The sequence below is a fragment of the Pseudomonas sp. S09G 359 genome (assembly GCF_002843605.1).
GTDB lineage: Bacteria > Pseudomonadota > Gammaproteobacteria > Pseudomonadales > Pseudomonadaceae > Aquipseudomonas.
Genome location: NZ_CP025263.1, coordinates 1,010,798 through 1,025,890, shown reverse-complemented (window position 1 = coordinate 1,025,890; position 15,093 = coordinate 1,010,798). Strand labels below are relative to the sequence as shown.

Genomic DNA, 15,093 nt, shown 5'->3' with positions numbered 1-15,093 from the left:
CAGAGCCTCGCAATCCATTCAATTGATTTTATAACGACGACGTAACCCACGCAGGCCGAAACTGATCCACGGCCACAACAAGGCACTGACCAGCGCCGGCAGCACCAGCGCCAGGGTTGGCTGGCGGTTGCCGGTCAAGGCGCTGAGCCAGAGTTGCACCAGCTGCGCCAGGCCGAAAATCACCAGGATCACCAGGCACTGCTGCCACATCGGAAACATGCGCAGACGCTGCTGCAACGACAGCACCAGGAAAGTGATCAAGGTCAGGATCAACGCGTTCTGGCCTAGCAAGGTGCCATACAGCACATCTTCCGCCAAGCCCAGGAACATGGCCGTGACCATGCCGACTTTATGCGGCAGGTTCAGCGCCCAGAAAGCCAGCAACAATGCCAGCCAGAGCGGGCGCAGGATCTCCATGAATTGCGGAAGTGGCGACACACTGAGCAGCAAGCCGATGGCAAAGGTCAGCCAAACGATCCAACCGTTGCGTGAATGAGTACCGGCCATTTATTCCTCCCTCTGCCGCGTGGTGGCCGGTGCGGCAGCCGCAGGCCTCACAACGGGCGCCGTGGTAGCGGGCGTGGTGGCCGGCGGCGTGGTAGCCGCTGGCTTCGCTGGGCGTGCGCTATGCGCGGCGGGTTTTACCGGGGCCGCGACCGCCGCAGCCGGGGTAGCCGCAGGTGCCGGCGGCCCCACGAAGGCAGGCTTCGGCACCGTACTAGGGACGACTGGCGCAGTGCCGTTTTTTTTGTCTTCCGCTTCCTGGGCTTGCGCAGCGTCATTGGCGCGCTCTTCCGGGGTGCGGTTGTCGCTGAATACCAGCAGCAGGTAACGGCTGCGGTTCAAGGCGGCAGTGGGCACGGCGCGCACAATGGCGAAGGGCTGGCCGGAATCGTGGATCACTTCCTTGACCGTCGCCACCGGGTAGCCCGCCGGGAACCGCTGACCCAGGCCGGAACTGACCAGCAGGTCGCCTTCCTTGATGTCGGCGGTGTCGGCCACGTGGCGCAACTCCAGGCGCTCGGGGTTACCGGTACCACTGGCAATCGCGCGCAGGCCGTTGCGGTTTACCTGCACCGGAATGCTGTGGGTGGTGTCTGTCAGCAGCAATACCCGTGACGTGTAGGGCATCAACTCGACCACCTGGCCCATCAGACCACGGGCATCCAGCACTGGCTGGCCAAGCACCACGCCGTCGCGCTCACCCTTGTTGATGATGATGCGATGGGTAAAGGGATTCGGGTCCATGCCGATCAACTCGGCCACTTCGACCTTTTCATTGACCAGCGCGGAGGAATTGAGCAACTCGCGCAGCCGAACGTTCTGCTCGGTGAGGGCCGCAAGCTTTTGCATGCGCCCCTGCAGCAGCAGGTTTTCGGTCTTGAGTTTTTCGTTCTCGGCGACAAGCTCAGTGCGGCTGCCAAATTGGCTGGCCACGCCCTGGTAGAGACGTTGCGGCAGGTCGGTGATCCAGTAAGTCTGCATCAACACCAGCGACATCTGACTACGCACAGGCTTGAGCAGTGCAAAGCGGGCATCGACCACCATCAGTGCGACCGAAAGCACGACCAGCACCAATAAGCGCACGCCCAATGAGGGGCCTTTGGCGAAAAGCGGTTTAATAAGCCGCTCCTCCCAGGCAAATGTTCTCTTTATTCATACGGCATCTAACCGGCCTGGATGCAGATTGAAGAAGATAAACGCCAACAGGCAGCACTGCAAAGTGCTGCCTGCGGGCGAAACATGGGCTAACAAGCAAATACTTATTCGCTGGAGAGCAGGTCCATGGTGTGTTTATCCATCATTTCCAGTGCACGGCCACCGCCACGGGCGACGCAGGTCAGCGGGTCTTCGGCAACGATCACCGGCAAGCCGGTTTCCTGGGCCAGCAGCTTGTCGAGGTCGCGCAACAGGGCGCCACCACCGGTCAGCACCAGGCCACGCTCGGCGATGTCGGAAGCCAGTTCCGGCGGCGATTGCTCCAGGGCGCTTTTCACCGCCTGAACAATGGTGGCCAGGGACTCTTGCAGAGCTTCCAGCACTTCATTGGAGTTCAGGGTGAACGCACGTGGAACGCCTTCAGCCAGGTTGCGACCGCGAACGTCAACTTCGCGCACTTCGCCGCCCGGGTAAGCGGTGCCGATTTCCTGCTTGATGCGCTCGGCGGTGGATTCACCGATCAGGCTGCCGTAGTTACGACGCACATAAGTGATGATCGCTTCGTCGAAGCGGTCGCCGCCTACACGCACGGATTCGGCATACACCACACCGTTCAGGGAAATCAGGGCGATTTCAGTGGTACCGCCACCGATATCCACCACCATCGAACCGCGGGCTTCTTCAACCGGCAGGCCGGCACCGATCGCGGCAGCCATTGGCTCTTCGATCAGGAACACTTCGCGGGCACCGGCACCAAGGGCCGATTCACGGATGGCACGACGCTCCACCTGGGTGGATTTGCATGGAACGCAGATCAGCACACGAGGGCTGGGCTGCAGGAAACTGTTTTCGTGAACCTTGTTGATGAAGTACTGCAGCATCTTCTCGCAGACACTGAAGTCGGCGATCACGCCGTCTTTCATCGGACGAATGGCAGCAATATTGCCTGGTGTACGGCCGAGCATACGCTTGGCCTCGGTGCCGACGGCAACGACACTTTTCTGATTACCATGGGTCCGAATGGCCACAACCGATGGCTCATTCAGGACGATACCGCGCTCGCGCACGTAAATAAGGGTGTTGGCAGTGCCCAGGTCAATGGAAAGATCGCTGGAAAACATGCCACGCAGTTTCTTGAACATGGGAAAGGGACCCTAGGCAACGCGTGGGTAAAAAAGTGCGGCAAACTCTAACAACGACAGGGATTTTGGGCAAGGCGCCAATGTGCTAAATTGGCCGACTTTCTGTGCACCTAACCCCACAATCGCGGCCGTAAGACCGTAGAAATGCGGTAGTGTTCCGACAATCTAACACACGGACAGCCTCCGTTCTGTTTTCCACTGGAGATTCCCATGGCGCTTGAACGCTCCGACGTGGAAAAAATCGCTCATTTGGCCTCGCTTGGCCTTAATGAAGCCGATCTTCCACAGACCACCGCAGCCCTGAACAGCATTCTCGGGCTGGTTGACCAAATGCAGGCCGTGAATACCGACGGCATCGAGCCCCTGGCTCACCCACTGGAAGCCAGCCAGCGCCTGCGCGCAGACGTCGTGACCGAGCGCAATAACCGCGAGGCCTACCAGTCCATCGCGCCAGCGGTCGAAAACGGCCTGTACCTGGTTCCGAAAGTCATCGACTAAAGGGAAAGAGCCTTTCATGCATCACATGACTCTGGCCGAGATCGCCCGCGGTCTCGCCGACAAAAAGTTTTCTTCCGAAGAGCTGACCAAGACCCTGCTGGCGCGCATCGCCGAGCTGGACCCCAAGGTCAACAGCTTCATCAGCCTCACCGAAGAGCTGGCCCTGAGCCAGGCCAAGGCCGCCGACGTGCGTCGCGCCAACGGTGAGAATGGCGCGCTGCTGGGCGCGCCAATCGCCCACAAAGACCTGTTCTGCACCCAGGGCATTCGCACCAGCTGCGGCTCGAAGATGCTCGACAACTTTAAAGCACCCTACGACGCCACCGTGGTGTCCAAGCTGGCTGCCGCCGGGGCCGTGACCCTGGGCAAGACCAACATGGACGAATTCGCCATGGGTTCGGCCAACGAATCGAGCTACTACGGCGCGGTGAAAAACCCGTGGAACCTGGAGCACGTGCCCGGCGGTTCGTCCGGTGGCTCGGCTGCCGCGGTTGCCGCGCGCTTCCTGCCCGCCGCCACGGCCACCGACACCGGCGGCTCGATCCGCCAGCCGGCGGCTTTCACCAACCTCACCGGTTTGAAGCCGACCTACGGTCGCGTTTCCCGCTGGGGCATGATCGCCTACGCCTCCAGCCTCGATCAGGGCGGCCCGCTGGCACGCACTGCCGAAGACTGCGCGATTTTGTTACAAGGCATGGCAGGCTTCGATGCGCAGGACTCCACCAGCATCGATGAGCCGGTGCCGGACTACAGCGCCAGCCTGAATACCTCGCTCAAGGGCCTGCGCATCGGCGTGCCGAAGGAATACTTCGGCGCCGGCCTCGACCCGCGTATCGCCGAGCTGGTGCACAACAGCGTCAAGACGCTGGAAGGCCTCGGCGCGGTGATCAAGGAAATCAGCCTGCCGAACAACCAGCACGCGATTCCTGCCTATTACGTGATCGCCCCGGCAGAAGCTTCCTCGAACCTGTCGCGTTTCGACGGCGTGCGTTTCGGCTACCGCTGCGAAAACCCGAAAGACCTCACCGACCTGTACAAGCGCTCCCGTGGCGAAGGCTTCGGTGCCGAAGTACAACGTCGCATCATGGTCGGTGCCTACGCCCTGTCGGCCGGCTACTACGACGCGTACTACCTCAAGGCGCAAAAAATCCGTCGCCTGGTGAAGAACGACTTCATGGCTGCCTTTAATGAAGTCGACGTGATCCTCGGCCCAACCACGCCGAACCCGGCCTGGAAACTCGGCGCCAAGAACGGCGACCCGGTGGCTGCGTACCTCGAAGACCTCTACACCATCACCGCCAACCTCGCGGGCCTGCCGGGCTTGTCCATGCCTGCCGGTTTCGTCGATGGCCTGCCGGTGGGCGTGCAATTGCTCGCCCCGTATTTCCAGGAAGGCCGCCTGCTCAATGTGGCGCACCAGTACCAGTTGAACACCGACTGGCACACCCGCACCCCTACCGGCTTCTGAGGAGAACACTATGCAATGGGAAGTTGTGATCGGGCTGGAGATTCATACCCAGCTCGCCACCCAATCGAAGATTTTCTCCGGTAGCGCCACCACGTTCGGCTCCGAGCCCAACACCCAGGCCAGCCTGGTAGACCTGGGCATGCCTGGCGTACTGCCGGTGCTGAACCAGGAAGCGGTGCGCATGGCGGTGATGTTCGGCCTGGCGATTGACGCTGAGATCGGCCAGCACAACGTGTTCGCGCGCAAGAACTACTTCTACCCGGACCTGCCCAAGGGCTACCAGATCAGCCAGATGGAATTGCCGATCGTCGGCAAGGGTTACCTGGATATCCCGCTGGAAGACGGCACCATCAAACGTGTCGGCGTAACCCGTGCGCACCTGGAAGAAGATGCCGGCAAGAGCCTGCACGAAGAATTCCCGGGCGCTACCGGCATTGACCTGAACCGCGCCGGCACACCGTTGCTGGAGATCGTGTCCGAGCCGGACATGCGCAGCGCCAAGGAAGCCGTGGCCTACGTCAAGACCATCCACGCGCTGGTGCGCTACCTGGGTATCTGCGACGGCAACATGGCCGAAGGCTCGCTGCGTTGCGACTGCAACGTGTCGATCCGTCCCAAGGGCCAGGTTGAATTCGGCACCCGCTGCGAGATCAAGAACGTCAACTCGTTCCGCTTCATCGAGAAGGCGATCAACAGCGAAGTGCGTCGCCAGATCGAGCTGATCGAAGACGGCGGCAAGGTCATCCAGCAAACCCGCCTGTACGACCCGAACAAAGACGAAACCCGCGCCATGCGCAGCAAAGAGGAAGCCAACGACTACCGTTACTTCCCCGACCCGGACCTGTTGCCGGTGGTCATCGAGGACTCGTTCCTCAATGACGTGCGCGCCACCCTGCCGGAATTGCCGCAGCAGAAACGCGAGCGCTTCCAGGCGCAGTTCGGCCTGTCGGTCTACGATGCCAGCGTGCTGGCCTCCAGCCGTGAACAAGCCAACTACTTCGAAAAAGTCCTGAGCATTGCCGGTGACGCCAAGCTGGCGGCCAACTGGGTGATGGTTGAGCTGGGCAGCCTGCTGAACAAGCAAGGCCTGGAAATCGACGAAGCGCCGGTCAGCGCCGAGCAATTGGGCGGCATGCTGCTGCGCATCAAGGACAACACCATCTCCGGCAAAATCGCCAAGACCGTGTTCGAAGCGATGGCGGCAGGCGAAGGCAGCGCGGATGAAATCATCGAGAAGCGCGGCCTCAAGCAAGTCACCGACAGCGGCGCCATCTCGGCCGTACTCGATGAGATGCTCGCGGCCAACGCCGAGCAGGTCGAGCAATACCGTGCGGCCGACGAAGCCAAGCGCGGCAAGATGTTCGGCTTCTTTGTCGGCCAGGCCATGAAAGCCTCCAAGGGCAAAGCCAACCCGCAACAGGTGAACGAACTGCTGAAAAGCAAGCTCGAAGGCTGATTGCAATGAATGGTCCGGGTGAGAATTCACGCTTAACTCGGACCCCCTGTGGGAGGGGGCTTGCCCCCGATAGCGGAGTGTCAGTCACTACTGTTTTGACTGAATCACCGCTATCGGGGGCAAGCCCCCTCCCACATTTGTGATGGGGGCACCTTGATAATGAAGCGTCTATTAGGCCTTTTGGCCCTGTTCTCTCTACTGGCCGGCTGCGCCAGCGGCCTCATCAACCCCAACGGCTACGACGAAACCGGCACCGCCTCCTATTACGGCGCCAAGCACCATGGCAACAAGACCGCCAGCGGTGAACCCTTCAACCAGAACGCCCTGACCGCCGCCCACCGGCAACTGCCGTTCGGCACCCAGGTCAAGGTCACCAATCTCGACAACGATAAATCCGTCGTAGTCCGCATCAATGATCGCGGCCCGCATACCCGTGGGCGCTTGATCGATCTTTCACGCAAGGCCGCCGAGCAGTTGGGTATGCTCAGCAGCGGTACGGCACGGGTTCGCGTGCAAGCCTTGAGCAATTAAGGAGCCCTGGCCATTTTCGGATTAACCGCCCTTTCGCCCTGGAGCCTGCTGGAACTGGTCAGCGGCCTGCTGCTGCTGATTGTCGGCGCCGAAATCCTGGTGCGCGCCGCCGTACGCCTGGCCGCCAGCCTCAAGGTGCGGCCGCTGATCATCGGCTTGACCATCGTCGCCTTCGGCAGCAGCGCGCCGCAGATGACCGTGAGCCTGCAGGCCACCCTGGCCGGCAACACCGATATCGCCGTGGGCAGCGTAATCGGCAGCAGTATTTTCAACATCCTGGTGACGCTGGGCCTGTCGGCGCTGATCATCCCGCTGCGGGTTTCGCGCCAGTTGGTGCGCCTGGATATCCCGGTGATGATCCTGGCCGGGCTGCTGGTGTTTACCCTGGCGGCGAATGAGGAACTCACGCCGGTCGACGGCCTGGTGTTGCTGGTTGCCCTGATCGCCTACCTGGGGGTGCTGCACTACCAGACCCGCCACTCGCGCCGCCCGCGCCCCCTGGACACCGTGGCCCGCGCGCCCTGGCTGAGCAGTGTGCTGCTGATGCTGGGTGGGCTGTTGATCCTGGTGCTGGCCGGCCACCTGTTGTTAGGCGCGGCGGTGGATGTGGCGGCGGACCTGGGCCTGTCGGAGCGCATCATCGGCCTCACGCTGATCGGCGTCGGCACCTCGCTGCCGTGCCTGGCGACTTCACTGATTGCCGCCCTGCGCGGCGAGCGGGAAATTGCCGTGGGCAACGTGATCGGCAGCAACCTGTTCAACCTGCTGGGGGTGCTGGGCTTTACTGCGCTGGTGGCGCCGTCGCCGCTGTCGGTATCGCCCAACGCCCTGGACTTCGACCTGCCGGTGATGCTCGGCGTGGTGGTGCTGTGCCTGCCGGTGTTTTACACCGGCTACCGCGTCACCCGCGCCGAGGGCCTGGTGCTGCTGGGCCTGTACCTGGCGTATGGGTTGCACGTAATGTCGTTCACCACCGGCATGCCGCTGGCCAACAAGCTTGAACAACTGATGCTGTATTACGTCCTGCCAGTGCTGGTGGCTTTTCTGTTGTTCAGCACGCTGCGAGCCTGGCGCCGCCAACACAAGAGGGAATCGCAATGACCGATCAGAAAAAGCCCGGGGTTGAGATGCGTCGCCAGGTCATGGGCGATGTGTTCGTCGACCGCGCCCTGGGCAACGCCACCGAGTTCACCCAGCCGCTGCAGGACTTCGTCAACGATCACGCCTGGGGCAGTGTGTGGAACCGCGAAGGGTTGCCGCTGAAGACGCGCAGCCTGATCACCCTCGCCGCCCTCACCGCGCTCAAGTGCCCGCAGGAACTCAAGGGCCATGTACGTGGCGCGCTGAACAATGGCTGTACTGTAGAAGAGATCCGCGAGGCGCTGCTGCATTGCGCGGTGTATGCCGGTGTGCCGGCGGCGATCGATGCGTTTCGTGCGGCGCAGGAAGTGATTGAGGCGTATCAGGCAGATCAGCAGTGACGGTTAGATAGCTTTCGCGAGCAAGCCCGCTCCCACATTTCGATTTGTGAATACATTCAACTGTGGGAGCGGGCTTGCTCGCGAATGGCCCTCAAACACAGCGAAAGTCTCAGATCCACCCCCCCGCCTGCAGCACGAAAATCCCGATATTCGTGGTCACCGCCGCCATCAAGGTGGTGATCACGATAATCGCCGCCGCCAGCTCATGATTGCCCTCGGCCGCCCTGGCCATGACAAAGCTGGCCGCTGCGGTCGGTGCGCCGAAGTACAGGAACAGAATCCCCAGCTCCGGCCCCCGGAACCCCAGCAGCCAGGCGCCCAGCGTGGCCACCAACGGCAACCCGACCATCTTCACCAGGCTGGCGCTCAGCGCCATGCTCCCGCTTTTGCGCAGCGCCGCCAGCGACAACGTGCCGCCGATGCAGATCAGCGCCAGCGGCAACGTCATATCCGCCAGGTACTGCCCGGACGACGCCAGCCAGCCCGGCAGGCCGATCTTGAAAATCGCGAACGGCGCGGCGGCAATCACGCTGATGATCAGCGGGTTGGCCACCACACTTTTGCAGATGCTCCACGGGTCGGATTTGATCACCGGGCTGTACACCGCCAGCACGATGGTCGACAGCGTGTTGTAGAACAGGATCACCAGCGCCGCGAGGATCGCCCCGAGGGAGATGCCGTAGTCGCCGTACATGCTGGCCGCCAGTGCCAGGCCGATGACCCCGTTATTGCCGCGAAACGCGCCCTGGGTGTAGATGCCGCGGTCTTCGCGCGGGCAGCGAAAGATCGCCCAGCCCCAGGCCAAGGCAAAGCTCAGCAGGGTGGCGACGGCAAAGTAGATCAGCAAACCCGGCTTGAGCGCCGAGTGCAGGTCGGCATGCAGGATGCCCAGGAACAGCAACGCCGGCATGGTGACGTTGAACACCAGGGACGACGCCGTGTGGATAAAGTTGTCGTTGATCCAGTTGACGCGCTTGAGCAGCACACCGAGGAACAGCATGGCAAACACCGGCGCAGTGATGGTGAGGGTGGTGAGGAAAATTGCCAGCATGCCGGGGAGAACCTTGGTGAGCGTCGTTAGGTGGCTAATGATAAGCCATACAGCTCAGTGGTGCCTGGTCGACCGCAATCGGGGGCGAGCCCCCTCCCACATTTTGATTTGTGAACACAGTCAAAGGTGGGAGGGGGCTTGCCCCCGATTGCAGGCGACGCGGTCTCAGGTAATCGGCGCCGGGTTGAACAAGGTGATGTCGTTATGCAGCTTGTGATGCTCCGCCCATGTCTGCTTCTTGCCGCTGGCCACATCCAGATAGAAGTGAAACAACTCCCAGCCCAACTCCTCGATGCTCGCGCGCCCGGTGGCGATGCGCCCGGCGTCGATATCGATGAGGTCCGGCCAGCGCTGCGCCAGTTCCGTACGGGTCGACACCTTCACCACCGGCGCCATGGCCAGCCCATAAGGCGTGCCACGCCCGGTGGTGAACACGTGCAGGTTCATCCCCGCCGCCAGTTGCAAGGTGCCGCAGACAAAGTCGCTGGCCGGCGTGGCGCAAAAAATCAGGCCTTTGCTTTTGAACCGCTCGCCCGGGCCCAGCACGCCGTTGATCGCGCTGCTGCCGGACTTGACGATGGAGCCCAAGGACTTCTCGACAATATTCGACAACCCGCCTTTCTTGTTGCCCGGTGTGGTGTTGGCGCTGCGATCCGCTTCGCCCTTGGCCAGGTAACGGTCGTACCAGTCCATTTCCCGGACCAGTTCCTCGGCCACTTCCTTCGTTTCGGCGCGAGAAGTCAGCAGGTAAATGGCATCGCGTACTTCAGTGACTTCGGAAAACATCACCGTCGCCCCCGCCCGCAACAGCAGATCCGAGGCATAACCCAGCGCCGGGTTGGCGGTGATGCCGGAAAACGCATCACTGCCGCCGCACTGCATGCCCAGGATCAACTCGGACGCCGGCACGGTTTCGCGGCGGCGCTGGTCGAGTTTCTTCAGGCGGACTTCGGCCAGTTCCATGATCTGTTCGATCATTTCGGTAAAGCCGTGGCTGGAATCCTGCAATTTGTACAACCACGGCTCGCTCAGGTCGACGGAGCTGTCGTTGTCGTGCATCACCTGCCCGGCCTGCAATTTCTCGCAGCCCAGGCTGATCACCAAGGCTTCGCCGCCCAGGTTCGGGTTGCGCGCCAGGTTGCGCACGGTGCGGATCGGGATGTAGGCATCCGTCGCCGTGATCGCCACCCCACAGCCGTAGCTGTGGGTCAGCGCCACCACGTCATCGACGTGGGGGTACTTGGGCAACAACTCATCCTTGATGCGCTTGACCGCATGGTCCAGCACTCCCGTAACGCATTGCACCGTGGTGGTAATGCCGAGGATGTTGCGCGTACCGACGGTACCGTCGGCATTGCGATAGCCCTCAAAGGTAAAACCCTCCAGCGGCGCCTGGGTTTCCGGCACTTCGGTGGACAGCGGCAAGCTGTCCAGCGGTGGCGCGGTAGGCATGCGCAGTTGATCTTCCTGGACCCAACTGCCGCGCGGAATCGGCGCCAGGGCGTAACCAATGGTCTGGCCGTAGCGAATAATCTGACCGCCTTCGGGGATATCTTCCAGGGTCACCTTGTGGCTCTGGGGGATGAAATCCACGGTCACCAGGCCGTCCGGGAACTCGGTCCCGGCCGGTACGCCCTGGTCGTTCACCACGACCACCACGTTGTCGCGCTCATGCAAACGAATGGAGCGCGGCGAGTCGGCATGTTCAATCAACTGCATCACGGGGCCTCTCAGGAATGCGCTTCGGTTAGGTTGGTCAACTCTGGCCCCTTGCTTGGCGGCTCTTTGAGTACTACACGTTTGATCGGGCCGACAATGACCAGGTAGCTGAACACCGCCACCAGCGCGTTGGCGCCGACGAACACCAGGGCCCATTTGAACGAACCGGTGGTGCTGATGATGTAGCCGATCACGATAGGCGTGGTGATCGATGCCAGGTTACCGAAGGTGTTGAACAAGCCGCCACTGAGGCCGGCGATTTGTTTTGGCGAGGTGTCGGATACCACCGCCCAACCCAGTGCGCCAACGCCTTTACCGAAGAAGGCCAGGGCCATGAAGCCCACTACCATCCACTCGATGTCCACGTAGTTGCACGCCACGATGCTGCTGGAAATCAGCAGGCCACCAATGATCGGTGCCTTGCGGGCGAAGGTCAGGGAATGGCCTTTGCGCAGCAGGTAGTCGGAAATCACCCCGCCCAGCACGCCACCGATAAAGCCGCAGATTGCTGGCAACGAGGCAATGAAACCGGCCTTGAGGATGGTCATGCCACGGTCTTGCACCAGGTACACCGGGAACCAGGTCAGGAAGAAGTAGGTGATGCCGTTGATGCAGTACTGGCCCAGGTAGACGCCGAGCATCATGCGGTTGGTCAGCAACTGACGGATGTAATCCCACTTCGGACCGTCGGTTTTCTTACCCTTGCCCTTGTCCTGGTCCATATCGACCATCGCGCCGTTGGCAGCGATGTGGTTGAACTCGGCTTCGTTGATCATCGGGTGTTGACGCGGGCTGTGGATAACTTTCAGCCAGATCAACGAGAAGACAATGCCGATCACGCCCATCACGATAAACACGTGCTGCCAGCCGAAGCTGTAGACGATCCAGCCCATCAGCGGTGCAAACAACACGGTGGCGAAGTACTGCGCCGAGTTGAAGATCGCCGAAGCCGTACCGCGCTCGGCCGTAGGGAACCAGGCCGCCACGATCCGTGCGTTACCGGGGAAGGATGGCGCTTCGGCCAGGCCCACCATGAAGCGCAGCATAAACAGCGCGACGACAGCAGTGGAAACACCGAACTCACCCACATAGCCTTGCAGCACGGTGAACAGTGACCAGGTGAAGATGCTCAGGGCGTAGACTTTTTTCGAGCCGAAACGGTCCAGCAGCCAGCCACCGGGAATTTGCCCGGCCACGTAGGCCCAACCGAATGCGGAGAAGATGTAACCGAGGGTGACCGCGTCGATGCCGAGGTCTTTTTGCAGGCTGGAGCCTGCGATGGCGATGGTGGCCCGGTCGGCGTAGTTGATCGTGGTCACCAGGAACAGCATGAGCAGGATCAAATAGCGGACGTGGGTCGGCTTGGTCGCTTGCATGTAGAAGTACTCCCACTAATTATTTTTTTTGCGGGTAATTGTTTTCTATTTTTGTTGTGGGAGCCGGCAGGCATCCGGCCCCCACAAGGTACTGCGTCTTACGAACCGATGTAGCTGGTTTTTACAACTGTGTAGAACTCTTGCGCATAGCGACCTTGCTCACGCGAACCATAGGACGAGCCCTTACGGCCACCGAATGGAACGTGATAGTCGACGCCGGCAGTCGGCAGGTTGACCATCACCATCCCGGCTTGGGAATGGCGCTTGAAGTGGTTGGCGTACTTCAGCGAGGTGGTGGCAATGCCCGCCGACAGGCCGAACTCGGTGTCGTTGGCCATGGCCAGCGCGGCCTCGTAGTCCGCCACGCGCACCACGTTGGCCACCGGGCCGAAGATCTCTTCACGGCTGATACGCATGGCGGCTTCGCTGTCGGCAAACAGCGTCGGTGCCAGGTAGTAGCCTTCGGTGTCGCAGGTCACCAGGCCGCCACCGCTGACCAGCCGCGCACCTTCGCTTTGGCCGATGTCGATGTACTTCATGTCCTGGTCCAACTGGGCCTGGGAGACCACCGGGCCGATGTCGGTGCCGCTTTTGAGGGCGTGGCCGACTTTGATCGACTTCATGCGCTCAGCCATGGCCGCGACGAACTGGTCGTGGATACCGGCGGTCACGATCAGGCGGCTGGACGCCGTGCAACGCTGGCCGGTGGAGTAGAACGCGCTCTGTACCGACAGCTCGACGGCCTGCTTGAGGTCGGCGTCGTCGAGGATGATCTGCGGATTCTTGCCGCCCATCTCCAATTGCACTTTGGCCTGGCGCGATACACAGCTGACGGCGATCTGGCGGCCGACACCGACGGAGCCGGTGAAGCTGATGCCGTCGACTTTCGGGCTGTTGACCAGCACGTCGCCGACCACACGGCCGCTGCCCATCACCAGGTTGAACACACCGGCAGGGAAGCCGGCGCGGGAGATGATTTCGGCCAGGGCCCAGGCGCAGCCCGGTACCAGCTCGGCGGGCTTGATCACCACGCAGTTGCCGTAGGCCAGGGCCGGGGCGATTTTCCACGCGGGGATCGCAATCGGGAAATTCCACGGGGTGATCAGGCCGACCACACCGAGGGCTTCGCGGGTGACTTCAACGTTGACGCCCGGGCGTACCGACGGCACGTAGTCGCCGGACAGGCGCAGGCATTCACCGGCAAAGAACTTGAAGATGTTACCGGCGCGGGTCACTTCGCCAATGGCTTCGGGCAGGGTCTTGCCCTCTTCCCGGGCCAGCAGGGTGCCGAGTTCTTCGCGGCGCGCGAGGATTTCGCTGCCGACTTTATCCAGGGCGTCATGACGCGCCTGGATACCCGACGTCGACCAGGCCGGGAAAGCCGCGCGCGCAGCGTCGATGGCAGCGTTGACTTGGGCTACGTCAGCCTTGGCGTATTCGCCAATGACATCAGACAACTCCGACGGGTTGATATTGGTGCAGTAGTCGGCGCCGGTTACCCACTCGCCATTGATGTAGTTTTCAAAACGCTTTGTTTGGGACACAAATCTTCTCCTGACGCAAAAGGCCGCTGATTACTCAGCGGCCTTATTGATGTGTTATTGCGGACCTTGCTTGTCGATCAGCGCAGCCAGGGCTTCGTATTCTTCCGGCAGCAGGTCGGTCAGCGGCGTGCGCACCGGGCCTGCGTCGTAGCCGGCGATTTTTGCACCGGCCTTGACGATGCTCACCGCGTAACCGGCTTTACGGTTACGGATGTCCAGGTACGGCAGGAAGAAGTTGTCGATGATCTTGGCAACGGTGGCGTGATCGTCCTGGGCAATCGCGTGGTAGAAGTCCATCGCGGTTTTCGGGATGAAGTTGAACACCGCCGAGGAGTACACCGGCACGCCCAGGGCCTTGTAGGCCGCGGCGTAAACTTCTGCAGTCGGCAGGCCGCCGAGGTAGCTGAAACGATCACCGAGGCGGCGACGAATCGACACCATCAACTCGATGTCGCCCAGGCCGTCTTTGTAGCCGATCAGGTTCGGGCAGCGTTCGGCCAGACGTTCCAGCAGCGGAGCGGTCAGGCGGCAAACGTTGCGGTTGTACACCACCACGCCGATTTTTACCGATTTGCACACAGCTTCAACGTGGGCGGCAACGCCGTCCTGGCTGGCTTCGGTGAGGTAGTGCGGCAGCAGCAGCAAGCCTTTGGCGCCAAGGCGCTCGGCTTCCTGGGCATATTCGATGGCCTGGCGGGTCGAACCGCCGACACCGGCGAGGATCGGCACGCTGGTGGCGCAGGTATCAACGGCGGTTTTCACCACCTGAGAATATTCGCTGGCAGCGAGGGAGAAAAACTCACCGGTACCGCCGGCAGCGAACAAGGCAGTGGCGCCGTAAGGGGCCAGCCATTCCAGACGCTTGATGTAGCCCGCCTGGTGGAAGTCACCCTGGGCATTGAAATCGGTCACCGGAAAAGACAGCAGACCGTGGGAGAGGATGGACTTCAGTTCTTGTGGATTCATTATTCGAACACCCTGGGCGAAAACTTTCCGTGGAAAGGTTGTTGTTGGTTTTGTTGATGTCGTACGTCATCGTACAACTATAAATAATTTCGTCAACTGTAATTCATCGGGGATTTGGTGCGAGCGCATCTGCCACGCCACGCACAAAAATGTGGGAGGGGGTTGCTTGCGAAGGTGGTGGGTCAGTTAGGGAGGTCGTCAC

14 protein-coding genes are annotated in these 15,093 nt (G+C 61.4%); 6 read left to right on the top strand and 8 right to left on the bottom strand.

What is annotated here, in order from left to right; translation table 11 throughout:
• Window positions 1-18: 18 nt before the first annotated feature.
• From mreD to mreB, 3 genes are all read right to left on the bottom strand, one after another.
• The gene (gene mreD / locus CXQ82_RS04525; protein ID WP_058423006.1) at window positions 19-507 is read right to left on the bottom strand and encodes a rod shape-determining protein MreD; all 489 of its coding nucleotides are present in this window, start codon (window positions 505-507) and stop codon (window positions 19-21) included.
• The gene (gene mreC / locus CXQ82_RS04520) at window positions 508-1,623 is read right to left on the bottom strand and encodes a rod shape-determining protein MreC (protein WP_101266533.1); all 1,116 of its coding nucleotides are present in this window, start codon (window positions 1,621-1,623) and stop codon (window positions 508-510) included. It lies immediately after the preceding gene.
• A 140-nt stretch (window positions 1,624-1,763) separates the two neighbouring features.
• Window positions 1,764-2,801: a rod shape-determining protein MreB gene (mreB, locus tag CXQ82_RS04515; protein WP_002555108.1), complete on the bottom strand. Its 1,038-nt coding sequence runs from the start codon at window positions 2,799-2,801 to the stop codon at window positions 1,764-1,766.
• Window positions 2,802-3,011: 210 nt separating this feature from the next.
• Between mreB and gatC the strand changes: the two genes are divergently transcribed.
• The 6 genes from gatC to CXQ82_RS04485 all read left to right on the top strand — a co-directional run bounded on the left by gatC (window position 3,012) and on the right by CXQ82_RS04485 (window position 8,235).
• Complete coding sequence (gene gatC, locus CXQ82_RS04510; RefSeq protein ID WP_003171764.1) at window positions 3,012-3,299, top strand: Asp-tRNA(Asn)/Glu-tRNA(Gln) amidotransferase subunit GatC; 288 nt, start codon at window positions 3,012-3,014, stop codon at window positions 3,297-3,299.
• Between the two features lie 16 nt (window positions 3,300-3,315).
• Entirely contained in the window at window positions 3,316-4,767 is a 1,452-nt protein-coding gene (gene gatA, locus CXQ82_RS04505; RefSeq protein WP_101266531.1) for an Asp-tRNA(Asn)/Glu-tRNA(Gln) amidotransferase subunit GatA, read from the top strand.
• Window positions 4,768-4,777: 10 nt separating this feature from the next.
• On the top strand, window positions 4,778-6,223 hold the full coding sequence (gatB, locus tag CXQ82_RS04500) for an Asp-tRNA(Asn)/Glu-tRNA(Gln) amidotransferase subunit GatB (RefSeq protein ID WP_101266529.1): 1,446 nt from the start codon (window positions 4,778-4,780) through the stop codon (window positions 6,221-6,223).
• A gap of 159 nt (window positions 6,224-6,382) precedes the next feature.
• On the top strand, window positions 6,383-6,754 hold the full coding sequence (locus CXQ82_RS04495; protein WP_101266527.1) for a septal ring lytic transglycosylase RlpA family protein: 372 nt from the start codon (window positions 6,383-6,385) through the stop codon (window positions 6,752-6,754).
• 54 nt (window positions 6,755-6,808) lie between these two features.
• Window positions 6,809-7,855: a calcium/sodium antiporter gene (locus CXQ82_RS04490; protein WP_101266525.1), complete on the top strand. Its 1,047-nt coding sequence runs from the start codon at window positions 6,809-6,811 to the stop codon at window positions 7,853-7,855.
• Window positions 7,852-8,235 carry a carboxymuconolactone decarboxylase family protein gene (locus tag CXQ82_RS04485; RefSeq protein ID WP_101266523.1) on the top strand — a complete coding sequence of 128 codons (384 nt, stop codon included), beginning with the start codon at window positions 7,852-7,854 and terminating at the stop codon, window positions 8,233-8,235. The genes CXQ82_RS04490 and CXQ82_RS04485 overlap by 4 nt, the downstream gene beginning before the upstream one ends.
• A gap of 109 nt (window positions 8,236-8,344) precedes the next feature.
• Here CXQ82_RS04485 and CXQ82_RS04480 read toward each other — a convergent pair whose 3' ends face one another.
• From CXQ82_RS04480 to kdgD, 5 genes are all read right to left on the bottom strand, one after another.
• Window positions 8,345-9,286, bottom strand: coding sequence for an AEC family transporter (locus CXQ82_RS04480; RefSeq protein ID WP_101266521.1), 942 nt, complete (start codon window positions 9,284-9,286; stop codon window positions 8,345-8,347).
• A gap of 165 nt (window positions 9,287-9,451) precedes the next feature.
• Window positions 9,452-11,005: a galactarate dehydratase gene (gene garD, locus CXQ82_RS04475; protein ID WP_101266519.1), complete on the bottom strand. Its 1,554-nt coding sequence runs from the start codon at window positions 11,003-11,005 to the stop codon at window positions 9,452-9,454.
• An 11-nt stretch (window positions 11,006-11,016) separates the two neighbouring features.
• Window positions 11,017-12,381, bottom strand: a complete 1,365-nt coding sequence (locus tag CXQ82_RS04470; RefSeq protein WP_101266517.1) for an MFS transporter — start codon at window positions 12,379-12,381, stop codon at window positions 11,017-11,019.
• Between the two features lie 98 nt (window positions 12,382-12,479).
• A complete protein-coding gene (locus CXQ82_RS04465; RefSeq protein WP_101266515.1) occupies window positions 12,480-13,925 on the bottom strand; it encodes an aldehyde dehydrogenase family protein in 1,446 nt (481 codons plus the stop codon).
• Window positions 13,926-13,979: 54 nt separating this feature from the next.
• Window positions 13,980-14,891, bottom strand: a complete 912-nt coding sequence (gene kdgD / locus CXQ82_RS04460) for a 5-dehydro-4-deoxyglucarate dehydratase (RefSeq protein WP_017138261.1) — start codon at window positions 14,889-14,891, stop codon at window positions 13,980-13,982.
• Between the last annotated feature and the right edge of the window lie 202 nt (window positions 14,892-15,093).